General features: G+C 71.6%; 23 protein-coding genes. 11 read left to right on the plus strand and 12 right to left on the minus strand.

What is annotated here, in order from left to right:
- Positions 1-2: 2 nt before the first annotated feature.
- From ID554_RS27395 to ID554_RS27415, 5 genes are all read right to left on the minus strand, one after another.
- Positions 3-2,558: an ABC transporter permease gene (locus tag ID554_RS27395; protein ID WP_117227859.1), complete on the minus strand. Its 2,556-nt coding sequence runs from the start codon at positions 2,556-2,558 to the stop codon at positions 3-5.
- Positions 2,558-3,325, minus strand: a complete 768-nt coding sequence (locus ID554_RS27400) for an ABC transporter ATP-binding protein (RefSeq protein WP_117227858.1) — start codon at positions 3,323-3,325, stop codon at positions 2,558-2,560. The genes ID554_RS27395 and ID554_RS27400 overlap by 1 nt, the downstream gene beginning before the upstream one ends.
- Before the next feature lie 282 nt (positions 3,326-3,607).
- Positions 3,608-4,294, minus strand: coding sequence for a response regulator (locus tag ID554_RS27405; RefSeq protein WP_117227899.1), 687 nt, complete (start codon positions 4,292-4,294; stop codon positions 3,608-3,610).
- A 20-nt stretch (positions 4,295-4,314) separates the two neighbouring features.
- Positions 4,315-5,514: a sensor histidine kinase gene (locus tag ID554_RS27410; protein ID WP_117227857.1), complete on the minus strand. Its 1,200-nt coding sequence runs from the start codon at positions 5,512-5,514 to the stop codon at positions 4,315-4,317.
- A 79-nt stretch (positions 5,515-5,593) separates the two neighbouring features.
- Positions 5,594-6,508: a RecB family exonuclease gene (locus ID554_RS27415; protein WP_117227856.1), complete on the minus strand. Its 915-nt coding sequence runs from the start codon at positions 6,506-6,508 to the stop codon at positions 5,594-5,596.
- Between the two features lie 113 nt (positions 6,509-6,621).
- On the opposite strand from ID554_RS27415, the gene ID554_RS27420 reads away from it, so the two are divergent.
- The 3 genes from ID554_RS27420 (at position 6,622) to ID554_RS27430 (ending at position 9,514) form a co-directional block, all read left to right on the plus strand.
- On the plus strand, positions 6,622-7,836 hold the full coding sequence (locus ID554_RS27420; protein WP_117227898.1) for a site-2 protease family protein: 1,215 nt from the start codon (positions 6,622-6,624) through the stop codon (positions 7,834-7,836).
- A 41-nt stretch (positions 7,837-7,877) separates the two neighbouring features.
- Positions 7,878-8,843, plus strand: a complete 966-nt coding sequence (locus ID554_RS27425; protein ID WP_117227897.1) for a tRNA (adenine-N1)-methyltransferase — start codon at positions 7,878-7,880, stop codon at positions 8,841-8,843.
- A gap of 98 nt (positions 8,844-8,941) precedes the next feature.
- Positions 8,942-9,514, plus strand: a complete 573-nt coding sequence (locus tag ID554_RS27430; protein WP_117227855.1) for a hypothetical protein — start codon at positions 8,942-8,944, stop codon at positions 9,512-9,514.
- Between the two features lie 56 nt (positions 9,515-9,570).
- Here the strand turns inward: ID554_RS27430 and ID554_RS27435 are convergent, their stop codons facing one another.
- A complete protein-coding gene (locus tag ID554_RS27435; RefSeq protein ID WP_117227896.1) occupies positions 9,571-9,864 on the minus strand; it encodes a ferredoxin in 294 nt (97 codons plus the stop codon).
- Positions 9,865-10,042: 178 nt separating this feature from the next.
- On the opposite strand from ID554_RS27435, the gene arc reads away from it, so the two are divergent.
- From arc to prcA, 6 genes are all read left to right on the plus strand, one after another.
- Positions 10,043-11,824: a proteasome ATPase gene (gene arc, locus ID554_RS27440; protein ID WP_117227854.1), complete on the plus strand. Its 1,782-nt coding sequence runs from the start codon at positions 10,043-10,045 to the stop codon at positions 11,822-11,824.
- A 345-nt stretch (positions 11,825-12,169) separates the two neighbouring features.
- Positions 12,170-13,687: a depupylase/deamidase Dop gene (gene dop / locus ID554_RS27445; protein ID WP_117227853.1), complete on the plus strand. Its 1,518-nt coding sequence runs from the start codon at positions 12,170-12,172 to the stop codon at positions 13,685-13,687.
- Positions 13,688-13,805: 118 nt separating this feature from the next.
- A complete protein-coding gene (locus tag ID554_RS27450; protein ID WP_111218203.1) occupies positions 13,806-14,021 on the plus strand; it encodes a ubiquitin-like protein Pup in 216 nt (71 codons plus the stop codon).
- 96 nt (positions 14,022-14,117) lie between these two features.
- Positions 14,118-14,300: an endonuclease domain-containing protein gene (locus ID554_RS27455; protein ID WP_233527413.1), complete on the plus strand. Its 183-nt coding sequence runs from the start codon at positions 14,118-14,120 to the stop codon at positions 14,298-14,300.
- Complete coding sequence (gene prcB, locus ID554_RS27460) at positions 14,219-15,058, plus strand: proteasome subunit beta (RefSeq protein ID WP_117227852.1); 840 nt, start codon at positions 14,219-14,221, stop codon at positions 15,056-15,058. The genes ID554_RS27455 and prcB overlap by 82 nt, the downstream gene beginning before the upstream one ends.
- A gap of 63 nt (positions 15,059-15,121) precedes the next feature.
- Positions 15,122-15,955, plus strand: coding sequence for a proteasome subunit alpha (gene prcA, locus ID554_RS27465; RefSeq protein WP_117227851.1), 834 nt, complete (start codon positions 15,122-15,124; stop codon positions 15,953-15,955).
- Positions 15,956-16,119: 164 nt separating this feature from the next.
- On the opposite strand, the gene ID554_RS27470 is transcribed toward prcA, so the two are convergent.
- The 6 genes from ID554_RS27470 to rfbB are packed head-to-tail and all read right to left on the minus strand — an operon-like array spanning position 16,120 to position 21,381.
- Positions 16,120-17,148, minus strand: coding sequence for a glycosyltransferase family 2 protein (locus tag ID554_RS27470; protein WP_117227850.1), 1,029 nt, complete (start codon positions 17,146-17,148; stop codon positions 16,120-16,122).
- The gene (locus ID554_RS27475) at positions 17,145-18,446 is read right to left on the minus strand and encodes a lipopolysaccharide biosynthesis protein (RefSeq protein ID WP_117227849.1); all 1,302 of its coding nucleotides are present in this window, start codon (positions 18,444-18,446) and stop codon (positions 17,145-17,147) included. The genes ID554_RS27470 and ID554_RS27475 overlap by 4 nt, the downstream gene beginning before the upstream one ends.
- Positions 18,443-19,144: a glycosyltransferase family 2 protein gene (locus tag ID554_RS27480; protein WP_117227848.1), complete on the minus strand. Its 702-nt coding sequence runs from the start codon at positions 19,142-19,144 to the stop codon at positions 18,443-18,445. The genes ID554_RS27475 and ID554_RS27480 overlap by 4 nt, the downstream gene beginning before the upstream one ends.
- On the minus strand, positions 19,137-19,508 hold the full coding sequence (locus tag ID554_RS27485; RefSeq protein WP_117227895.1) for a DUF2304 domain-containing protein: 372 nt from the start codon (positions 19,506-19,508) through the stop codon (positions 19,137-19,139). Before ID554_RS27485 ends, ID554_RS27480 begins: the two co-directional genes overlap by 8 nt.
- On the minus strand, positions 19,505-20,383 hold the full coding sequence (gene rfbD, locus ID554_RS27490) for a dTDP-4-dehydrorhamnose reductase (RefSeq protein WP_199489174.1): 879 nt from the start codon (positions 20,381-20,383) through the stop codon (positions 19,505-19,507). The genes ID554_RS27485 and rfbD overlap by 4 nt, the downstream gene beginning before the upstream one ends.
- Positions 20,380-21,381, minus strand: a complete 1,002-nt coding sequence (rfbB, locus tag ID554_RS27495) for a dTDP-glucose 4,6-dehydratase (protein WP_117227847.1) — start codon at positions 21,379-21,381, stop codon at positions 20,380-20,382. The genes rfbD and rfbB overlap by 4 nt, the downstream gene beginning before the upstream one ends.
- Before the next feature lie 84 nt (positions 21,382-21,465).
- Between rfbB and rfbA the strand changes: the two genes are divergently transcribed.
- Both rfbA and ID554_RS27505 read left to right on the plus strand, forming a co-directional pair.
- Complete coding sequence (rfbA, locus tag ID554_RS27500; RefSeq protein ID WP_117227846.1) at positions 21,466-22,377, plus strand: glucose-1-phosphate thymidylyltransferase RfbA; 912 nt, start codon at positions 21,466-21,468, stop codon at positions 22,375-22,377.
- Complete coding sequence (locus ID554_RS27505; RefSeq protein ID WP_117227845.1) at positions 22,374-22,991, plus strand: dTDP-4-dehydrorhamnose 3,5-epimerase family protein; 618 nt, start codon at positions 22,374-22,376, stop codon at positions 22,989-22,991. The genes rfbA and ID554_RS27505 overlap by 4 nt, the downstream gene beginning before the upstream one ends.
- Positions 22,992-23,048 lie beyond the last annotated feature (57 nt).

Raw genomic sequence — 23,048 nt, forward strand, 5'->3', positions numbered from 1 at the left:
GCTCAGTCGTGGGCGATCGCGCCCAGGACGTTGATCCGGGCGGCCCGGATCGCCGGCAGGACGGCGGCGACCACACCGATGATCGCGGCCAGACCGAGGAAGAGTCCCATCTGGCCCCAGGGCAGCACCAGGTCGTTGATCCCCTCGCTGCGGAGCGCCTCGACCACCGCGGCGCCGAGGCCGGCGCCGACCACCACCCCCAGCAGCGCGCCGAAGACCGAGATCACCACCGCCTCCACGGTGATCATGCCCATGGTCTGCGACCGCCGCAGTCCGATGGCGCGCAGCAGGCCCAGCTCGCGGGTCCGCTCCAGCACCGACAGGGCCAGGGTGTTGATGATGCCGAGTACGGCGATCACGATGGCCAGCGCCAGCAGGATCTGGATCATCGTGAGCAGCGTGTCGAGCAGACCGGCCTGCTGCTCCACGAAGGCGTTCAGGTCGACCACCGACACCTCGGGGCTGTCCGCCAGCAGCGCCTCGATGCGCGGCTGGACGTCGGCGACCGACGCGCCCGGTTCGAGTTGGACGAAGCCCTGGCTCGGCCGCGGGATGGTGAAGTTGCGGGCGGCCTCCGTCGGCAGCACCATCTGCAGACCGGTCACCAGGGGAGAGTCCTCGAAGACGCCGGTGACGGTGTACGTGTTCGGCTCGCCCCGGGACAGCTGCACCGACATCGTCGAACCGACCGACAGGCCCCGCGCCTTCGCGGTCTCCTCGCTGACCAGCATCTGCCCCGCACCGATCCGGTCGATGTCACCCGCGACGGCATTCAGGCTGTAGACCTGGCGCAGCGCGGCCGGCTCGGTCACGGCGCCGACGAAGGTGCGCTCGTCGTCGACCATGGCCAGGTCCCCGTAGAGACCGTCGGCGACGCGTACCCCGGGGATCGCCTTCGCCTCCTCCAGCACCTCCGGGTCGAAGGTGGGCGGACGGGGGCCGCTCTGCGCCCCGGCGATCACCAGCTCGGCCTTGATGCTCTCCTGGGCCAGGCCGCTGATGCTGCTCTTGGCCGAGTCCAGGATCACCGTGATGCCGGTGACCAGCGCGATACCGACCATCAGCGCGGCGGCGGTGATGGCGGTGCGGCGCGGGTTACGGCCCGAGTTGAGTCGGCCCAGCTTGCCCGGCACCCAGCCGGCGAAGACCGAGCCGAGCGCCGCCACCACCGGCTTGCTGATCAGCGGCGTCAGCAGGGCCACCCCGATGAAGGCGAACAGCACGCCACCGAGGATGGTGGCCAGCGTGTTGCCGCCCGCGTGACCGCCCAGCCCGAGGAAGAGCAGGACGGCGCCGACCGCGGTCACCAACGCCCCGGCAACGGTGATCTTGGTGAGCGGGCGGTCCGGGGTGGCCACGTCCTGCATCGCCGCGATCGGCGGGATCCGGGCGGCCCGCAGCGCCGGCAGCAACGCCGCCAGCACCGTGATCACCAGACCGACCGAGAAGGCGCCGATCACCGCCGACGCGGGCATGCTCAACCCGGTCAGCTCCAGCCCACCCGAGACGGAGCTGAACAGGTACGCCAGCGACGCGCCGACGCCGAAGCCGGCCGCCAGTCCGAGCACCGAGGCGATCAGGCCGACGGCGATCGCCTCCAGCACCACCGAACCGATGATCTGCTTGCCGCTGGCACCCACCGCCCGCAGCAACGCCAGCTCGCGGGTGCGTTGCGCCACGATGATCGAGAACGTGTTCAGGATGAGGAACGTGCCGACCAGCAGCGCCACGGCGGCGAAGCCGAGCAGGATCCGGTTGAAGAAGGTCAGCCCCTCCTTCAGCCCGGCGGAGGCGTCGGCGGAGAGCTGCTCCCCGGTCTTGACCACGTAGTCGTCGCCGAGCGCTGCGGCCACGCTGTCGCGCAACGCGTCGTCGGAGACGTCCGACGCGGAGGTGACCGTGATGCTGTTGAAGACGTCCGCCTCGCCGAGCATCAGCCGTTGGGCGACCGGAGTGGTGAACATGACCTCGTTGACGCCGCCGAGGGAGTCCCGGTCACCGCTGTAGCCGAAGACGCCGACGATGGTGAAGTCCTGCCGGGGGCCCAGCGTGAGCACGCCCACCCGGTCGCCGACGGCGACCTTGCCCGCGTTCGCCAACGCCTGGTTGATCACGATCTCGTCGTCGGCCCGGGGCTCGCGCCCCTCGCGCAACTGCACCAGGTCGCTCTCGCCGGGCCAGTTGCCACCGAGCTGCGGCGGCCCGAACGAGGCGACCACCTTGCCGTTGCTGCCGATCATCCGGGCACCGTCGGCGACCACCACGCCGGTCGCGTCGGCCACCCCCGGCACCGCCCGGACGGTCTCCACCAGGTCGGCCGGGAAGGGCGCCTGGACCAGCTCGCCCTCCATCTCGCCGATCGCGACCTTCGGCCTCGCCGATACGCTCACGTCGACTTCCTCGTACGCCTCGGCGAAGAGTTGGTCGAAGGTACGTCCGAGCGTGTCGGTGAGCACGAAGGCGCCGGAGACGAACATGACACCGAGCACCACGGCCAGGCCGGACAGGACCAGCCGTACCTTCCGCGCCAGCAGGCTCTTCAGAGTCGCCCGGAACATCAGCCGGCCACCTCGGCGGGCGTGTCCAGCTTCTTCATCGTGTCCAGCACCGTGTCGGCCGTCGGCTCGATCAGCTCGGAGACGATCAGCCCGTCGGCGAGGAACACCACCCGGTCGGCGTACGCGGCGGCGGTCGGGTCGTGGGTCACCATGACGATGGTCTGGCCGTGCTCACGCACCGAGTTCCGCAGGAAGTTGAGCACCTCCGCGCCGGCCCGCGAGTCGAGGTTACCGGTCGGCTCGTCCGCGAAGATCACCTCGGGACGGGCCACCAGCGCCCGGGCGCACGCCACCCGCTGCTGCTGGCCGCCGGAGAGCTGCGCCGGCCGGTGGTCCAGCCGGTCCCGCAGCCCGACCGTGTCGATCACGACGTCGTACCAGGCCGGGTCCGGCTTGCGGCCGGCGATCGACAGCGGCAGCAGGATGTTCTCCTTGGCCGTCAGCGTGGGCAGCAGGTTGAACTGCTGGAAGATGAAGCCAATCTTGTCCCGACGCAGCTTGGTCAGGCCCGAGTCACCCAGACCGGTGACCGTCGTGTCGCCGACGTGCACCGTCCCCCGGGTCACCGTGTCCAGCCCCGCCAGGCAGTGCATCAGCGTCGACTTGCCGGACCCGGACGGGCCCATGATGGCCGTGAACCGGCCACGCTCGAACTCGGCGCTGACCCCCCGTAACGCGACGACCTGGGCCTCGCCGCTGCCGTACACCTTCCACACATCGCTCGCCCGGGCTGCGGCCGGTGCCGACTGGCCTGTCGTAGCGGTCACGTCTCGTACCTCTCCGTCGGTGTCAGATCGCGCCGCCCCCGCTGGTGCGGCACGAGTCCATCTTCTGTGCTGCCCGACGCGGTTCCGTCCGACTCCGGGCGGAGACGGGGCGGATTTCCGGGTGCGGGTACCCCCTAAGCGCCGTCAGGGTTGGCCCCGACGCCGCGCCGGTCGGCCGGTAGTCGCGGCCGACGCGAGTTCATCGTGAACGCTGCCCCCGTGTGAGGGTCAACAACATTTGGTCAACGGCGGTCACTGTAGGTGACGTATGCAACGCGTTCGTTACGCACCCGGCCGGACCAGGCCCGATTCGTACGCCAGCACCACCGCCTGCACCCGGTCGCGCAGCCCGAGTTTGGTCAGCACGTGCCCGACGTGGGTCTTGACGGTGGTCTCGCTCACCGACAGCGCCCGGGCGATCTCGGCGTTGGACAGCCCCCGGGCGACCTGCACCAGCACCTCCCGCTCCCGCTCGGTCAGCGCGTTGAGCCCCTTCGGGGGCACCGCCGCCGGGTCGGGCAGAGCCTCGGCGAAGCGGTCCAGCAGCCGACGCAGGATGCGCGGGGCCACCACCGCGTCGCCCGCGGCCACCGTGCGGATCGCGGTGACCAGGTCCTCGGCCGGTACGTCCTTGGCCAGGAAGCCGCTCGCCCCGGCCCGCAGCGAGCCCACCACGTACTCGTCCAGGTCGAAGGTGGTCAGGATCAGCACCCGGACCGGCAGCCGCGCGTCGACGATGGCCCGGGTCGCGGTCACCCCGTCCATCCGGGGCATCCGGATGTCCATCAGCACCACGTCGGGCAGCAGCCGGCGGGACAACTCCACCGCCTCCGCCCCGTCACCGGCCTCGGCCACGATGTCCAGGTCGTCCTCCGCGCCGAGCACCATCCGGAAGCCGGTACGCAACAGCGGCTGGTCGTCGACGAGCAGGATTCGGATCGGTCGGCGCGACGGTGTCGGTTCGGTCATGTCGTCCTCCACGTCCGCCGTCACCTGGACGTCCCGGCGTCCAGCAAGGTCTCGACCGGGATCCGCGCGTGCACCCGGTAACCGCCGCCGGGACGTGCACCGGTGCGCAGGACACCACCGTAGAGCGCGACCCTCTCCCGCATCCCGACCATGCCGTGCCCGACTCGGTCGGTGTCCGGCAGCGGACCTCGACCGGTGTCGGTGACCTCGACCTCCACCGCGTCGTCGGCGAAGCTCACCCGGACCTGCGCGGTGGCCGCGCCGGCGTGCTTGAGCGCGTTCGTCAGCGCCTCCTGCACGATCCGGTACACGGTCAGCGCCTCGCCCTCGGCCAGCGCGGCGGGTGCGCCCCGGACCGTCAGCGTCACCGGCAGACCGGCCTCGCGTACCTGCTCGACCAGGGAGTCGATGCCGGCGATCCCCGGCTGCGGCGCCAACTCGGCCGCCGGTTCCGCCTCGGTACGCAGCACGTCGAGGAGCCGGCGCAACTCCCGCAAGGTGGCCCGGCTGGTCTCCTCGATGGTGCCGATCGCCTCCTCGGCGGCGTCCGGGTCGCGCCGCAGCACCCGCCGTACGCCGGTCGCCAGCACCCCCATCACGCTCACATGGTGGGCCACCACGTCGTGCAGTTCCCGGGCGATGCGCCGCCGCTCGTCGGCGACCGCCTGTTCGGCCAGGGCGTGCTGGGTGGACTCGGCGACCCGGGCCCGTTCCCGCAGCGCCTGGGTGCTGGCCCGCCGGGAGTGCACCGCCCGGCCCACCGAGAACGACACGATGCCGACCAGGAGGTTGTTCGCCACCAGGTAGGCGGAGCCGACCTGCGGGATGTCCGCCGGTGGCGCCAGGGAGTTCACCACCGCCACCGTCAGCCACAGCGCCGCCGCCGTCGCCAGCGCTGACCGCGTCGGACGGTACGCGGCCATCGTGTAGGTGAGCACGACGAAGGTCAGGGCCTGCGTGGCCGGGATCACCTCGATCGCGGCGGGCAGCGCCAGGGTCGCCAGCGCGGCCAGCACCGCCGGCCACGGCGCCACCCGGCGCAGCACCACCGGCGCCGCGCACAGCAGACTCCAACCCAGCGCCACCGGCAGCGCCCGGGGCCAGAACTCCCGGGGGGTCAGCAGGGTGAACAGGACCTCGGCCAGCACCAGCCCGACGACCAGCAGCGCGTCACCGGCCAGCGGGTGCCGACGCAGCCACTCCCTCGGATCCGTACCCACGCTCCGACGCTATCCGCCCGTTCGGGCGAAAGATCGTCTTCTGCGGTGAGCTTCTCTCCTCCCCAGGGAGGAGAGAAGCTCACTCGTCGGCGCCCGGGGCCGCCGGGCGGGACCGGGCGTCGCGTGGCGGATCGGCCGCCGCCACCTGCTCCGGGAAGGGCGGTGGAGTGCCGCCGAAGCTGGGGCACCGGGCCTGGTGGCTGCACCAGTCGCACAGCCGGCTCGGTCGGGGACGGAAATCCTGGTTTGCGGTGGCCTGCTCGATCGCCCGCCACAACGCCACCACCGTGCGCTCGAAGCGCACCAGCTCGTCGGCGTCGGGGGCGTAGTCGCACACCTCGGCGTCCTTGAGGTAGAGCAGCCGCAGCACCCGGGGCACCACGCCCCGGGTCCGCCAGAGCACCAGGGCGTAGAACTTGAGCTGGAACAGGGCCCGGGCCTCGAACGCCTCCCGTGGGGCACCGCCGGTCTTGTAGTCGACCACCCGCAGCGCGCCGTCCGGCGCCACGTCGAGCCGGTCGAGATAGCCACGGATCAGCAGCTCGTCGTCGACCACTGCGGAGATCAGGCTCTCCCGCTCGGCCGGCTCCAGGCGGCGCGGGTCCTCCACCGTGAAGTAGCCCTCCAGCAGCGCCGTCGCCGAGGCCAGGAACTGCGCCACGGCGGCCGGATCGTCGCCCTCGAAGAGCCCGGAGAGCTCCGGCTGCTCGGTGACCAACCGGTCCCACTGCGGTGCGACGAGATCACCGGCCGCCTCCGGGGTGCGCCCGGCCGACGGCAGGTCGAACAGGCGCTCCAGCACCGCGTGCACCAGCGTGCCCCGGGCCTGCTCGACCGTGGGCCGCTCGGGCAGGCGGTCGATGCTGCGGAACCGGTAGAGCAGTGGGCAGGTCTTGAAGTCGGCGGCCCGCGACGGAGAGAGCGAGGCGCGCACCGTCGCCGGCAGCTGCGTCGGAGTCGGGGTCTGTCGGGTGATCACCGGATCCGCCGTCATGCCCGGAAGGTTAGGGCACGCGTGTGACAGGAGCACCGGGAGGTGATCTCCCGCCGCGTAGCATCGGGCCGGTGGAACAAGGGAGTCGACCGCGCGCCGGCCGGCGTCCCGGTCTGCGGGTGGGCCGGGTCTTCGGGGTGCCGCTGTACCTGAACGCCTCGATCCTGCTGCTCGCCGTGCTGATCATCGTGCTGTACGGCGAACTCGCCGGCCAGCGCCTGCAACTCTCCCCGCTCGGCGGTTACCTGGTCGGCGCCGGGTTCGTCGTGTCGCTGCTCGGCTCGGTGCTCCTCCACGAACTCGGGCACGCCCTCACCGCCCGACGGTTCGGCATCGGGGTGCGCGGGATCACCCTGGAACTGCTCGGCGGGTACACCGAGATGGACCGCGATGCCCCGTCACCCCGGGTGGATCTGCTGGTGTCCCTGGCCGGCCCGGCGGTCTCGGCGGTGCTCGGGGCGATCGCGGTCGCCGCCACGCTGGCCCTGCCCGACCGCACCGTGGCCGACCAACTGGCGTTCCAACTGGCGGCGAGCAACATCATCGTCGCGGTCTTCAACATCCTGCCCGGCCTGCCGCTGGACGGCGGGCGGGCACTGCGGGCGGTGATCTGGGCGGTCACCCGCAACCGGCACGCCGCCACCGAGGTGGCCGGCTGGGCCGGGCGCGTACTCGCCGTGGGCACCGCCCCGCTGGTGGCGGTGCTCTACGCGGTGGACGTCCTGAGCCTGTTGGCCCTGCCGCTGACGGCGCTGGTCGCGCTCACCCTCTGGCACGGTGCCGGGCAGCCGATCCGGATGTCCCGGATCGGCCGCCGGCTGCCCCTGGTCGACCTGGCCCGGCTGGCTCGACCGGCGTTCGCCGTTCCCACCGGCACCCCGCTCGCCGAGGCGCAGCGCCGCGCCGCTGAGGCGGCGACGAATCAGCCCGTGACCGGCGCGGCTCCGGCGGACCACCTCGTCACCGGCGCGGTCCCGGCGGACGGCGGCGCTCCTGATTCCGCCGGTCCCTCCGGCGCGGCGCGGGGGACGAACGCCGCACTGCTGGTGACCGACTCGGCGGGCCGGCCGGTGGCGGTGGTCGACCCGGCCGCCGCGGCGGCCGTGCCGGAGGCCCGCCGCCCCTGGCTCGCCGTCGACGCGGTGGCGCGATCCGTCGCCGACCTGCCCACCCTGCCGGTCGACACGGACGGGGAACGGGTGCTGGAGCGGGTGCAGGCCCACCCGGCCGCGCAGTACCTCGTGACGGCAGGCGAAGATGTCGTCGGCATTCTGCACATCGCGGATCTGGCGCGACTGCTCGAACCTCACCGGAAGATGAACACGTGACCGTGACCCACTCCGCCGGCCCGGCCACCCCGGGCAGCGACCTGCCCGCCGAGAAGGCGGAGCCGCCCGCCGTGCACCGCGGGCCGTTCCGGCCCGGTGACCGGGTGCAGTTGACCGACCCGAAGGGCCGGATGCACACCATCACCCTGGAACCGGGCAAGGAGTTCCACACCCACCGGGGCATCCTCGCGCACGACGCGCTGATCGGCCTGCCCGACGGCAGCGTGGTCAGCACCTCCGGCGGGGGCACCGCCTTCCTGGCACTGCGTCCGCTGCTGTCGGACTACGTGCTGTCGATGCCGCGCGGCGCACAGGTGATCTACCCCAAGGACTCGGCGCAGATCGTCGCCATGGGCGACATCTTCCCGGGCGCGAAGGTCCTGGAGGCCGGCGCCGGCTCCGGCGCGCTGAGCTGCTCGCTGCTGCGGGCCGTGGGCACCTCCGGCGAGCTGCACTCGTACGAGCTGCGGGACGACTTCGCCCAGATCGCCCGGCGCAACGTCGAGGCGTTCTTCAACGGGCCGCACCCCGCCTGGCACCTGCAGGTGGGCGACGTGGGCGGGTGCCCGGAGATCGGCTTCGACCGGATCATCCTGGACATGCTGGCCCCGTGGGAGAACCTCGAGATGGTCGAGCGGGCGCTGCTGCCCGGCGGCGTGTTCATCGGTTACGTCGCCACCACCCCGCAGCTGTCCGAGCTGGTCGAGGCGCTGCGCGAACGGGGTGGTTGGACCGAGCCGCGCGCCTGGGAGTCGATGGTGCGGGACTGGCATGCCGAGGGGTTGGCGGTCCGGCCCGACCACCGGATGATCGCCCACACCGCCTTCCTCGTCTCCGCGCGTAAGCTCGCCCCCGGAGTCACCGCCCCGCCCCGGCGGCGCAAGCCCAGCAAGGGCAGCGAGGCGTACGCGCAGCGGCGGCAGGCGCTCCGCGCGGCGGAGGCGGCCCGACAGGCGCCGCCCGACGGCGCCGAACCCGACACGACGCAGGAGACGGACAGGCCGTGACGGCGGATTGGGGCGGCGGGGAGTGAACGGGCTGATCCTCGACGCGGGCCGACGCGGGCCGGTGCCGCCGGCCCGGGCCGGCGGGGTGGGGTGACGGCATGAGCCGTCCCGGTTTCGGCGGTGGCGACCTGCCGGCGGTCTTCCCGGACTGGTCCCCGTACACCGACCTTGAGTCGGCGGCCCGCGCCTACCTGCGCGATCCCGACGTCGCCCTGGAGGCGCTCGGCGGCGTGCTGCGGGGCGCCTCGGTGCTCGGCTTCACCCTGGAACGCTTCGTCAACGAGGTCAACGGGGTGTGGCAGGAGGTCGTCGTCTGCGACGGCAGTCGGCTGGTGCTCTGGCACGGCGAGGACGTGCCGCCGGGGGAGGGCCCGCCCGGTTCGATGACCTCGTCATTGCGGGTCGTGCCGGTCTCCTCGGTCACCGAGGTCGGCTGCCGGCGTCGGCTGTTCCGCCACGACAACGGCGAGATCCGGGTCGACAGCATCGACGTCTACCTGCTGCTGACCTCGCTGGACGAGTCACCGCCGAGCGAGGAGGCCGCCGGTGGGCCCCGGCACGACGCGTTGCGGTTCGGCAAGACCCTCGACGACGGCGGTGCCGGACAGATCGCCCGCCTGGAGGAGTTCGCCCGACTGGTCGCCTCGGTGGTCGGCCGGCCGCTGCTGTAGCGGCGGGGCGACCACCGCCGTGCCGCCGGCGACCGTGCCCGACGTGGCCGGGCCGGTCACTCCTCGGCGTCCGGGCCGGCCACCTCGACGCCGTCGCTGCCGCGTACGACGTGGATGCACTCGCCCGGGCACTCCTTCGCCGAGTCGATCACCTCAAGGCGCAGGTGCTCCGGCACGTCCACCCGGGCGCCCGGCGTCTGCTGGAGCTCGCCGTCGGGGCCCTTGACGTAGGCCAGGCCGTCGATGTCGAACTCGAAGACCTCCGGCGCGTACTGCACGCACAATCCGTCACCTGTGCACAGGTCCTGGTCCACCCAGACCTGCAGTTGGTCTGTCGCGACCTCGACCACCGGCGCACCCCCCATGTTCTCCCGTCCCACCCCACGACGGTACCCGAATGCCCGTACCCGCCCTGCTACCCACCCTTGGCGATCAAGCTTCGGTGACGGGCGCGTTGCGGAGGACCGAATCGGGCTCATAGCGGCTAGTGTTAGGGCAGAACGTTCGAGCCCCCCGGGGAGGTGGGACGTGGCACGCAGCGACGACGCGGACTCGCGCGCCGCACGGTGGGAGAAGGAGGCCCACGATCTCTCCACGCAGGTCGCGTTCCTGCAAGAGGAACTCGCTCTCGTGCGGCGCAAGTTGACCGAAAGCCCCCGACACGTCCGGCAGCTCGAAGAGCGGCTGGCGGCCACCCAGGCGCAGTTGGCGCGGCTGACCGAGAACAACGAACGGCTCGTGAGCACCTTGAAGGAGGCTCGCGCGCAGATCGTGACGCTCAAGGAGGAGATCGACCGTCTCGCCCAGCCCCCCAGTGGCTACGGTGTCTTCCTGGCCCGGCACGAGGACGGCACGGTCGACGTCTTCACCGGCGGGCGCAAACTGCGCGTGGCCGTCTCGCCCTCGCTGGACGTGGGTGAGCTGCGGCGTGGCCAGGAGGTCCTGCTCAACGACGCACTCAACATCGTCGACGCGTTCGGGTTCGAGCGGGTCGGCGAGGTGGTCATGCTCAAGGAGGTGCTGGCGGGCCCCGACGGTGTCCCGGGTGACCGGGCGCTGGTGGTCTCGCACTCCGACGAGGAGCGGATCGTGCACCTGGCCGAGACCCTGATCGGCAGCGCGATCCGGGCCGGCGACTCGCTCATGATCGAACCCCGCTCGGCATACGCGTACGAGCGGATTCCCAAGAGCGAGGTCGAGGAACTGGTCCTGGAGGAGGTGCCGGACGTCGACTACACCGACATCGGCGGCCTGCACTCCCAGATCGAGCAGATCAGGGACGCGGTGGAACTCCCGTTCCTGCACGCCGACCTGTTCCGCGAGCACCAGCTCCGGCCGCCGAAGGGCATCCTGCTCTACGGTCCGCCCGGCTGCGGCAAGACGCTCATCGCCAAGGCGGTCGCCAACTCGTTGGCGAAGAAGATCGCCGAGCGGCGGGGTGAGGAGAAGCACACCAGCTTCTTCCTCAACATCAAGGGTCCCGAGCTGCTCAACAAGTACGTCGGCGAGACCGAGCGGCACATCCGGCTGATCTTCCAGCGGGCGCGGGAGAAGGCCGGCGAGGGCACTCCGGTGATCGTCTTCTTCGACGAGATGGACTCGATCTTCCGGACCCGAGGCTCCGGTGTCTCCTCCGACGTGGAGAACACCATCGTCCCGCAGCTCCTCAGCGAGATCGACGGTGTCGAGGGCCTGGAGAACGTCATCGTCATCGGTGCCTCCAACCGGGAGGACATGATCGACCCGGCGATCCTGCGGCCTGGTCGGCTCGACGTGAAGATCAAGATCGAGCGTCCGGACGCCGAGGCGGCCAAGGACATCTTCTCCAAGTACATCCTCTCCGGCCTGCCGCTGTCCGCGGACGACCTGGCCGAACACGGTCAGGACGCCCAGGCCACCGTCGCGGCGATGATCGACGCGGTGGTGCTGCGGATGTACTCGGAGACCGAGGAGAACCGCTTCCTCGAGGTCACCTACGCCAACGGCGACAAGGAGGTCCTGTACTTCAAGGACTTCAACTCGGGCGCGATGATCCAGAACATCGTGGACCGTGGCAAGAAGATGGCCATCAAGGAGTTCCTCACCTCCGGTCGTAAGGGGCTGCGCCTGCAGCACCTGCTCGACGCGTGCGTCGACGAGTTCCGCGAGAACGAGGACCTGCCCAACACCACCAACCCCGACGACTGGGCCCGCATCTCCGGCAAGAAGGGCGAGCGGATCGTCTACATCCGCACGCTCGTCTCCGGCGGCAAGGGCACCGAGGCCGGTCGCTCCATCGAGACCGCGAGCAACACCGGCCAGTACCTCTGACCGGTCGCGCCACCGGGGCCCGTGACGCGACGCGTCACGGGCCCCGTCGCGTACCTCCTCTTCGTCGAACCGGGTCGGACCTGGCAGATGCTGCACGCGACGCCCGGGCCGGATCCGCCTGGTGACCACCGACTCCGGCGTGCGCTCCCGGGCCGAGAGACCGCTGCGTTCGCTGCCCGAGACACACGAGCGGGCCACCATCGAACCCATGATCGTCGAACGGCCGGGGGACTGAACGGTGCGACCCGCGGCGTTCCGACCCCACCGGCACGCCCCCGCGTGCCCGACCGGCGACTACGCTCGACGTGACGGGGGACCGGTCGGGCAAGCGAAGCGGGTAGGTCGATGAGCGTAAGACGGATCATGGGCACCGAGGTCGAGTACGGCATTTCCGTGCCCGGTCAGGCCAGTGCCAACCCGATGGTCACCTCCTCCCAGGTGGTGAACGCCTACGGCGCCCGCCCGGAACTCAACCGGGGCGGTCGGGCCCGGTGGGACTACGAGGAGGAGTCACCGCTGCGGGACGCCCGCGGCTTCACCTACTCCGGAGCCGCGTACGACCCGGCCGAGGCGCTCGCCGACGACGACCTCGGGCTGGCCAACGTGATCCTCACCAACGGGGCCCGGCTCTACGTCGACCACGCGCACCCGGAGTACTCCACTCCGGAGGTGACCACCCCCCGGGACCTGGTGCGCTGGGACAAGGCGGGGGAGCGGGTGATGGCGGAGGCGGCGCGCCGGGCGGCCACCATCCCGGGCAGCGCGCCGATCCACCTCTACAAGAACAACACCGACAACAAGGGCGCCAGCTATGGCGCGCACGAGAACTACCTCATGCGCCGGCAGACCGCCTTCGCCGACATCGTGGCGTACCTGACCCCGTTCTTCGTGACCCGGCAGATCGTCTGCGGCGCCGGTCGCGTCGGCATCGGGCAGGACGGCGGCCAGAGCGGCTTCCAGATCTCGCAGCGGGCCGACTTCTTCGAGGTCGAGGTGGGTCTGGAGACCACCCTCAAGCGACCGATCATCAACACCCGGGACGAGCCGCACGCCGACGCCGACAAGTACCGCCGTCTGCACGTCATCATCGGCGACGCCAACCTGTCCGAGATCTCCACCTATCTGAAGGTGGGCGCCACCGCGTTGATCCTCACCATGATCGAGGAGAAGGCGCTCGGCCCCGACCTCGGCATCGCCGACCCGGTCGGTGAACTCCGCGCGGTCAGTCACGACCCGTCGCTGACTCATCGAATGCGGCTGCGCGACGGCCGCCGGCTGACCGCGTTGGACGTCCAGTGGGCGTACCTGGAGCGGGTGCGCGCGTACGTGGAGGACCGGTACGGCAGCGACGTCGACGAGCAGACCAGCGACGTGCTGGACCGCTGGGAGAACGTGCTGGACCGGCTCGGACGCGACGTGATGCTCTGCGCCGACGAACTGGACTGGGTGGCCAAGTTGCGGCTGCTGGAGGGCTACCGGGACCGGGAGAAGCTTGGGTGGGGCTCGCACAAGCTCCAACTGGTCGACCTGCAGTACTCCGACGTCCGGCCGGAGAAGGGGCTCTACCACCGCCTGGTGTCCCGTGGGGCGATGAAGACGCTGCTGCCCGAAGCCGAGACGCAGGCGGCGATGACCGAGCCGCCGGAGGACACCCGTGCCTACTTCCGGGGCCGTTGCCTGGCGCAGTACGCCTCCGAGGTGGTCGCCGCCAGTTGGGACTCGGTCATCTTCGACGTCGGGCGGGAGTCCCTGGTCCGGGTGCCGATGATGGAGCCGGAGCGGGGCACCAGGCGGCACGTGGGTGCGCTGTTCGACAAATGTGCCAGTGCCAAGGACCTGCTGGAGACCCTGACCGGCGGCTGAGCCGTGCCGGCCGTGCTCTCGTTCGGTGCTCGCGCGCCGGTCCGGTACCGGCGCGCGACGGGCGTTTCGTCGTTCCCGCGAGGTAAGTTCATCGCAGACGATCGTGGAGGAGGCAACAGTGGCCACTCGTGACAGCGGCGGTCAGTCGCAGACGGGCAAGTCCCGTCAGGGTGAGGAGATCGAGGACGTCACCGTCGAGGCGAATCCGGAGGTCGCCGAGCGGCACGCCGAGATCACCGAGGACGTGGACGATCTCCTCGACGAGATCGACTCCGTCCTGGAGGAGAACGCCGAAGAGTTCGTGAGGGGGTATGTCCAGAAGGGCGGAGAGTAGGACTGATGTCCGGTTCTCCGGCCGTGCTGCCGCAGCTACGCGGTCTGTGGTGAACCCGATCCGGAACTTGTGGACCACGATCATCGCACCGGGTGGGTGCGCGGGATAATCTGCTTCAACTGCACCGGTGGTCTTGGCCAGTTCCGTCACAGTCCTACGAGGCTGGCCAGGGCCATCACGTACCTGAGAGGAACCACGTGGCAGCGGGTTTTGATCCATCCGGGCGTCTACCAGATGTGTTCACCAACGCGGGGACGTCCTCCTTCACCACGTTCTTGAGCAAGGTGGCCCCCGAGTTGCTGCCCGGCCGCCGGCCGCTGCCGCCGGGGATGGCCGCCGACCTGGCCCCGCACGCCACCACGATCGTCGCCATCGTCGCCGACGGCGGTGTGGTGATGGCCGGCGACCGGCGGGCCACCATGGGCAACCTGATCGCGCAGCGCGACATCGAGAAGGTGCACCCCGCCGACGCGTACTCGCTGGTGGGCATCGCCGGGACCGCCGGGATCGGCATTGAGCTGATGCGGCTGTTCCAGGTGGAGCTGGAGCACTACGAGAAGATCGAGGGCGTCATGCTCTCGCTCGACGGCAAGGCCAACCGGCTCGCCGCGATGATCCGGGGCAACCTCGGGGCGGCGATGCAGGGGCTGGCAGTGATCCCGCTGTTCGCCGGCTTCGACCTGGCGGCCAAGGACCCGGCGCGGGCCGGGCGGATCTTCAGCTTCGACGTGACCGGCGGCCCCTACGAGGAGACCGGCTACGACGCGATCGGCTCGGGTTCGCTGTTCGCCAGATCGGCGTTGAAGAAGCGGTTCCGGGCCGGGCTCTCCGTCGACGACGCGGCCCGGCTGGCGGTGGAGGCGCTCTACGACGCGGCCGACGACGACACCGCGACCGGCGGACCCGACCTGACCCGGCGGATCTTCCCGGTGGTGATGACCGCGACGGCGGAGGGGACGTACCGGCTGACCGACGCGGAGACGGCGGCGCTCGGCGAGAGCGTGGTCGCCGGCCGGATGGAGAATCCGGGCGGCTGAGCCCGTCCCCGCCCCACCTGAACGCAGTTCCCCCAGCACAGCGCCCGAAGGAGAGCCGCCGCCGTGGCCATGCAGTTCTACGCCTCGCCCGAACAGATCATGCGCGACCGTTCCGAGCTGGCCCGCAAGGGCATCGCCCGGGGACGCAGCGCGGTGGTCCTGAGTTACGCCGGTGGGGTGCTCTTCGTCGCGGAGAACCTCTCCAGCACCCTGCACAAGGTCGGCGAGATCTACGACCGGATCGGCTTCGCGGCCGTCGGTCGCTACAACGAGTTCGAGAACCTGCGTCGGGCCGGGGTGCGGATGGCCGACCTCAACGGGTTGAGCTACGACCGGCGTGACGTCACCGGCCTGGCGCTGGCCAACACGTTCGCGCAGATCCTCGGCACGATCTTCACCGAGCAGTCCAAGCCGTTCGAGGTGGAGATCTGTGTCGCCGAGGTGGGCACCACGTCGGACGACGACTCGCTCTACCGCCTCACCTACGACGGTTCGGTCACCGACGAGCCGGGCCGGATGGCGATGGGCGGCCAGGCCGATGCCATCTCCGGGGTGCTCAAGTCGAACCACCGGCCGGACATGTCGCTCGGCGAGGCGGTGAAGGTGGCGGTGCAGGCGCTGGGCAGCGTCGGTGGCGAGGGCGGTGCTGCCCGCACGATCGCCGCCGACCAGTTGGAGGTGGCGGTCCTGGACCGTAACCGGGTGGGACGTACCTTCCGGCGGATCACCGGTGCGGCGCTGACCGGTCTGCTCGACGGCGGCGCGGCCGGCGAGGCGGCGGCGGAGGGCGACCGGGCGGAGCCCCCGACCACGCCGACCGAGGAGGCGCACAAGCCGACCACGTCTGCCGGCTCGGCCGACCTGGAGGACAAGCCGGGCGACAAGCCCGACGCCTGACGCCGTACCCGAGCTCCCGCGACCTGGAGGTTCCCGGCGCCCGACAGTTTCGACTGTCGGGCGCCGCGGTCTCGTCGACCTCGAACTCGCCGGTCGCTTCCCGCCCGGCACCGACCTCGACGCGGTGTGGGAACGGGCGGTCGCGACCTTCGTCGGACGGTAGCTCAGCGACGCGCGAGCAGCGGCCGCACCAGGGCCCACCAGGCAGCGGCGAGGGCGTTGAAGACACCCATCCCCGGCGGCGCGGCCACGTTGGAGGGCGCCACCCGGGCGGTCATCAGGTCGGCGATCACCCCGTCGCCGACGGTGCGTTCCGACTGCAACCGGCGGCGGCGGGCGCGTACCCAGTCGCGGTGCCGCCACAGCCAGCCCCAGCCGCGCGTCTTCTGCCGGGACCAGCCACCGGCGAGCGCGGCGGCCAGCATGGCGACCTCGGTGAGCAGCAGCATCGGTGCCAGCAGGGCCAGGGTGCGGCCCTGGTAGGCGGTGAGCAGGGTGAGCAGCCGGTTGCGTTCGACCAGGTAGAGCTTGAGGTCGTTGCGGGAGAACTCGTAGTGGTGCCGCACCACGGCGTCCGGTACGTACTCCAACCGTTGGCCGCGTTGCCACAGCCGCAGGCTGAGCTCGGTGTCCTCGTGGTAGGCGAAGTACTCGGCGGGGAAGCCGCCCAGCTCGGTCCAGCGGGCCCGGCCGATCACGAAGCAGCAGCCGCTCAACGACGGTACGACGGTGCGCCGGGCGTGGTCGCGAGCGGGTTCGCCGTTGCCGCCGGCCCAGGACAGGCCGGTGAAGTGCAGCGGATTGCCGGAAGTGTTGATCAGGTCGAGGTCGTGGGCGAGCCGGATGGAGGCCATCGCGGCGCCGACCCCCGGTTCGGCGGCCACCGCGACCACCTTGCCCAGTGCGTCGGGGGCGACGACGGCGTCGGAGTTGACGAAGGCGAGCCAGTCGCCGGTGGCGTCGGCCGCGCCGACGTTGCAGCCGCCGGAGTACCCGGTGTTCTCGTCCGGCCGGACCACCTGGACCCCGGGCAGGCCCTTGACCAGGTCGATGCCGTCGCCGGTGCAGCCGTTGTCCACCACCACCAGGTCGATGTCGACGCCGGTGCTGGCCAGCACGGCCGCAGCGGCGTCGACCAGCCAGGGCTCGGGACCGTAGGCGAGCATCACCGCGGTCACGCGGGGTGGGCTCATCGGATGCCTCCGGGGGTGCTCGCGGACACCGGGACCGCGACGGGCGGGGTGGGGGTGGAGGTCCGGCGGCGCAGCCGGGTGACCATCACGGCGACGACCACCAGGGACCCCACGGTGTAGCCGAGTTCGACGCGCAGCGCGACGGTCAGCGGGGCGAGTGTGGCGACGGCCAGCGCGGCGACCCCGGCGATCCACGCCACGGCCTGCGCGTGGTGCTGGTCGCGGGCGAGCAGCGCCTGCCCGAGGACCATCGCCCACAGGTAGGCCAGGGTGGCCAGGCCGAGCCAGGCGAAGTCACCGTGACCGAGGACGTCCGGGGCGTCGAAGAGGACCTGGACCAGCCACGGGCCGAGCAGTGTGCCCAGCACGCCGCCGGCCACGCCGAGCGCGGTGACGACGGCCAGGGCCCGGCGCAGCAGGGTGCCGAAGGCCGCCCGGTCGCCGGTGGCGGCGGCGGTGGACAGGCCGGGCAGCAGCGCGGCCTGCATCGAGCCGAACACGAACAACGGGATCCGGACCAGCACCAGCGCGGAGAGCAACGCGCCGGCGGTCGCCACGTCGGCCGGGGCGAGCAGCCGTACGTTGATCACGCCGACGTTGACCACGACCTGGGCGAGCAGGCTGGAGACGGTGAGCAGGGCCAGCCCGCGCAGCAGGGCCGGCCAGGGCAGGGCCGCGCCACCGCCGGCAGCCCGGATCACCGGTGCCACGGTCGACGCGACGCCCAGCAGCGGGGCCACGACCAGCACCAGCGCGTACGCCATCGGCGAGTCGACCCCGGCCAGGCCGAGGAGGGCGACCAGCCCGATCCGCAGTCCGCCGTCGATGCCGAGCTGGGTGCCGTACCAGCCGAACTGCCGCAGCCCGGAGAGCACGCCCCGGGTGGTGTGCGCCACGGCCAGCGCGGCGAGCGCGCCGCAGAGCGCCCACACCAGCCCGGTGTCACCGGCGAAGAGACGGTCGGCGAGCAGGTCGGTGGCGGCGACGCAGGCCAGCACCAGCAGGCCCAGCATGACGGCGGCGACGGTGACGCCCTTGGCCAGCACCGGGCCGGGCGGCGATCCCCGGGTACGGCGGGCGGCGACCAGCCGGGCCACCTCCTGCTCGACCGGCAGGAACACGCCCAGGCCCACGGTGAACACGAAGGACCAGAGCACCGACAGCGACGAGTAGTCCCCGGCGGTGAGGTTGTGCCCGGCCACCGCCAGATGCACGTACGAGGCCAGGCCGACGATGGCCAGACCCGCGCCGACGGGGACGGTGCCGGGCGGGACGAGACGGAGCAGGCGACCGATCACCGGCGGATGAGGGCCAGCGTGAGTACGGCCAGCGCCCGGCCGAGGTAGACCATCGCCTTGGCGGGGGAGTGGCTCGGTGTGCCGGCCATCCGCCGCCGCATCGCCACCGGCACCTGTTGGATGCGGTAGCCGCGACGGGCGGTGTGCACCAGCGTCTCGACCGTGTCGCCGAGGTACTCGGCGGGGTACCACTGGGCGAACATCTCGATCATCCGCCGGTTGCCGGCGCGGAATCCCGAGGTGGTGTCGGTCAGGGTGGTGCCGGACAGGCCGGAGAGCACCATCGACAGCATCCCCATCGCCCAGCGCCGGGGGCCCCGCACCGCGTACTCGCCCTCACCGGCGAACCGGGCGCCGATCACCAGGTCGTAGTCGTCGAGCAGGTCGACCAGCTTCGGCACGTACCGGGGATCGTGCTGGCCGTCGGCGTCGATCTGGACCGCGACGTCGTAGTCGTGCTCGTACGCGTACCGGTAGCCGAGGCGCATGGCGCCGCCGACACCGAGGTTGTACGGCAGCCGGGCGACCCGGGCGCCGGCGGCGGCGGCGACCGCCGAGGTGCGGTCGGTGGAACCGTCGTCGACCACGAGCACGTCGACGCCGGGCAGCTCACCCCGGACCTCGCGGACCACGTCGGCGATGGACCCGGCCTCGTTGAGCGCCGGGATGATGACCAGGAGCCGCTTGCCGTTAACCATCGCGGGACACCAGCTCGGCCCGTTCGGCCCGGTCGGCCTCGAACTCGGCGCGGATCAGCGCGACCTCCTCGGCCAGCGTGCGGGTCTCCTCCTCCAGCGCACTGACCTCCCAGCTCAGATGGATGCAGACGAGCAGCAGGAAGACGATGCCGAGGAAGAGCACGAGGCTGACGCCGGAGGCCACGCCGAGCCGGTCGGCGACGCCGTCGAGCAGCCGGGGGAACAGCGACAGGGGAATGATCACGAACAGCAGCCCGAGCCAGAGCATGCCGTACTTCTCGCGTAGCTGCCGTCGGCGCAGCAACTCGACGATCGTGGCCAGCAGGACCAGACCGGTCAAGCCGGTGACCAGGGTGAGCTTCATGCGACCTTCCACGGGGAGGGTGGAGCGGCGAGGGCGAGCGCGTCGCTCAGCGCGGCGTGCCAGTCCGGTAGGGGTGACAGCCCGGCGGCGGCCCATCGATCGTGCCCTAGCACACTGTACGCCGGTCGTGCGGCGAGACGCGGAAAGCGGTTGCTGGTGATCGGCCGGATCCGGTCCGGATCGAGCCCGTGCAGGACGAACGCCGCCCGGGCCAGGCCGTACCAGGTGGTCTCGCCGGCGCAGGTGCCGTGGTAGACGCCGGGGGCCGCACGACCGGCCAGGGCCGCCCCGGCCAAGGCCCTCACCTGCCGCGCCAGGGCGTACGACCAGGTCGGCTGGCCCCGCTGGTCGTCCACGACGTCTAGGAACTCGCGCTGCGACGCCAGCCCGAGCATGGTGCTGACGAAGTTGCGGCCGTGGGCGCCGTACAGCCAGGCGGTGCGCACCACGTAACCGGCGTCGGGCAGGAGCCGGGTCACGGCCAACTCCCCGGCGAGCTTGCTCCGGCCGTACGCGTTGATCGGCGCGGTGGGCGTGTCCTCTCGGTACGGGGTGGCCGCGTCGCCGGGGAAGACGTAGTCGGTGGAGAGTTGGATCAGGCGGGCGCCGTGCGCGGCGCAGGCCGTGGCGAGGTGCGCCACCGCCTCGCCGTTGACCCGGGTGGCCGCGGCCTCGTCCGACTCGGCGCCGTCGACGTCGGTCCACGCGGCGGCGTTGACCACCACGTCGTGGCCGGCCACTGCGGCGTGCACGGCGGCGGCGTCGGTGACGTCGAGGTCGGCCCGGGTGGCGGGGGTCACCGTGTGCGCGGTGGCGAGCACCTCCACCAGGTCCCGTCCGAGCATTCCGCCGGCACCCGTCACCAGCGCCCTCACGCGGACTGCGCCCCGGTCAGCGGTTCCCACCAGGACCGGTTGTCCCGGTACCAGCGAACAGTGTCGGCGAGGCCGGCCTCCAGCGGGATGCTGGGGGCGTACCCCAGCTCTTCGTTGATCTTGGAGATGTCCAGCGAGTAGCGGCGGTCGTGGCCCTTGCGGTCGGGCACCACCACCACCCGGCCCCAGTCGGCGCCGCACGCGTCCAGCAGCATGCCGGTCAGCTCCTTGTTGGTCATCTCGGTGCCGCCGCCGATGTGGTAGATCTCGCCGGCGCGGCCCTTCTGCTGCACCAGCGCGATGCCCCGGCAGTGGTCGTGCACGTGCAGCCAGTCCCGTACGTTGCCGCCGTCTCCGTAGAGCGGCACCGTCCGCCCGTCGAGCAGGTTGGTCACGAACAGCGGGATGACCTTCTCCGGGAACTGGTACGGCCCGTAGTTGTTGGAGCAGCGCGTCACCACCACGTTCAGGCCGTGCGTGCGGTGGTACGCCAACGCGAGCAGGTCGGAGCCGGCCTTCGAGGCCGAGTACGGCGAGTTGGGCGCCAACGGCCAGTCCTCGGTCCACGAGCCTTCCGCGATCGAGCCGTACACCTCGTCGGTGGAGACGTGCACGAACCGGCCGGTGCCGTGCCGCAGCGCGGCGTCGAGCAGCGTCTGGGTGCCCAACACGTTGGTGGTGACGAACGGCGCGGCCCCGGCGATCGAGCGGTCGACGTGCGACTCGGCGGCGAAGTGCACGATCACGTCGTGCCCCGGTACGACCTCGTCGACCACCTCGGCGTCGCGGATGTCGCCCCGCACGAACCGGAACCGTGGGTCGTCGCGGACCGGATCGAGGTTGGCCGGGTTGCCGGAGTAGGTCAGGGCGTCCAGCACGGTGACGCCCGGAGGCTCCACCGGGGGTACCCCCTGCGCGCTGCCGCCGGGTGCCCCCAGCAGCATCCGGACGTATTCCGAACCGATGAAGCCGGCGCCGCCGGTGACCAGGATCCTCACGGATCTGGAAGTCTACGCGAATCCGCCGTAAACCAGCGGTTGCGCCGCGTCGCCTGCGCCGGTTGCTCCCGCTACGCTCCCCAGGTGCGTGGAATCCTGCTCGCCGGCGGCACCGGGAGCCGACTGTGGCCGATCACTCGGGCGGTGTCGAAGCAGCTGATGCCGGTCTTCGACAAACCGATGATCTACTATCCGCTCTCCACCCTGGTGATGGCCGGGGTGCGGGAGATCCTGGTGATCACCACCCCCGAGGAGCAGGCCCAGTTCGAGCGCCTGCTCGGCGACGGCAGCCAGTTCGGGCTGCGCCTGGAGTACGTCGCCCAACCCCGCCCGGAGGGCATCGCCCAGGCGTTCGTGCTCGGCGCGGACTTCATCGGTGACGAGGCGGTCGCCCTGATCCTGGGCGACAATATCTTCCACGGCGTCGGCCTGGGCGGCCGGCTCGCCGCCGCGGGCGACCCCGTCGGCGGGCGGATCTTCGCCTACCCGATGGCCAACCCGCAGGCGTACGGCGTCGTGCACTTCGACGACGACGGTCGGGTGCTGTCGATCGAGGAGAAGCCGGCCCGGCCCCGGTCCCGGTACGCGGTGCCCGGACTGTACTTCTACGACAACCGGGTGGTGGAGATCGCCCGCGGCCTGACCCCCAGCGCCCGGGGCGAGCTGGAGATCACCGCGGTGAACGAGGCGTACCGGCGGGCCGGGGAGCTCTCGGTGACCATGCTGGACCGGGGTACCGCCTGGCTGGACACCGGCACCTTCACGTCGCTGATGCAGGCCGCCGAGTTCGTCCGGGTCATCGAGGAACGGCAGGGCATGAAGATCGGCTGTGTCGAGGAGGTGGCCTGGCGGGCCGGCCTGATCGACGACGCGCAGCTGCGGACGCTGGCCGAGCCGCTGACCAGGAGCGGGTACGGCGACTACCTGCTCGATCTGCTGGCCCGCGAGCGCGGCGACCCGGTCGACCGGACCGTGCCGGTGCAGGTGACCCCGTGAAGATCCGTCCGCTGGGCATCGAGGGGGCCTGGGAGATCGTCCCGCAGCAGCACGGCGACGCGCGCGGGCTGTTCCTGGAGTGGTACCGCTTCGACCGGCTCGCCGAGGCGGTCGGGCACCCGCTGCGCCTGGCCCAGGGTAACCTCTCCGTGTCGGCCCGCGACGTGGTACGGGGCATCCACTTCGCCGACGTGCCGCCCGGGCAGGCCAAGTACGTCACCTGCGTACGAGGTGCGGTGCTCGACGTGGTGGTGGACCTGCGGGTCGGCTCGCCGAGCTTCGGCCGCTGGGAGGGCGTGCGCCTGGACGACGTGGACCGGCGCGCGGTCTACCTGGCCGAAGGACTCGGCCACGGCTTCTGCGCGTTGACCGACGACGCGACCCTCACGTACGTCTGCTCGACCACCTACAACCCCACCGGCGAGCACGGGGTGCATCCGCTCGACGAGGAGTTGGGCATCGAGTGGCCGACCGCGTCACCGCAGCTCTCCGACCGGGACGCCGTCGCGCCGAGCCTGTCCGAGGCGCGGCAGCGGGGGCTGCTGCCGGACTACGACACGTGTCGGGCGTACACGGCGGGCCTGGCCGGCGCGGGGCTTCCCGGCAGCCCCTGATCGGCCGGGAGCGACGCGTACGGGCCGCGACAGTGACGAAGCGGGCCTCCGTACGGC

The sequence above is a fragment of the Micromonospora craniellae genome (assembly GCF_014764405.1).
Taxonomy (GTDB): Bacteria; Actinomycetota; Actinomycetes; order Mycobacteriales; family Micromonosporaceae; genus Micromonospora; species Micromonospora craniellae.

Excerpts from the sequence above, each read along its gene's own strand:
- ID554_RS27415 (WP_117227856.1), bottom strand. The coding sequence starts at position 6,508 with ATGACGGCGGATCCGGTGATCACCCGACAGACCCCGACTCCGACGCAG.
- ID554_RS27395 (WP_117227859.1), bottom strand. The coding sequence starts at position 2,558 with ATGTTCCGGGCGACTCTGAAGAGCCTGCTGGCGCGGAAGGTACGGCTG.
- ID554_RS27470 (WP_117227850.1), bottom strand. The coding sequence starts at position 17,148 with ATGAGCCCACCCCGCGTGACCGCGGTGATGCTCGCCTACGGTCCCGAG.
- ID554_RS27405 (WP_117227899.1), bottom strand. The coding sequence starts at position 4,294 with ATGACCGAACCGACACCGTCGCGCCGACCGATCCGAATCCTGCTCGTC.
- ID554_RS27430 (WP_117227855.1), top strand. The coding sequence starts at position 8,942 with ATGAGCCGTCCCGGTTTCGGCGGTGGCGACCTGCCGGCGGTCTTCCCG.
- dop (WP_117227853.1), top strand. The coding sequence starts at position 12,170 with ATGAGCGTAAGACGGATCATGGGCACCGAGGTCGAGTACGGCATTTCC.
- ID554_RS27485 (WP_117227895.1), bottom strand. The coding sequence starts at position 19,508 with ATGAAGCTCACCCTGGTCACCGGCTTGACCGGTCTGGTCCTGCTGGCC.
- ID554_RS27480 (WP_117227848.1), bottom strand. The coding sequence starts at position 19,144 with ATGGTTAACGGCAAGCGGCTCCTGGTCATCATCCCGGCGCTCAACGAG.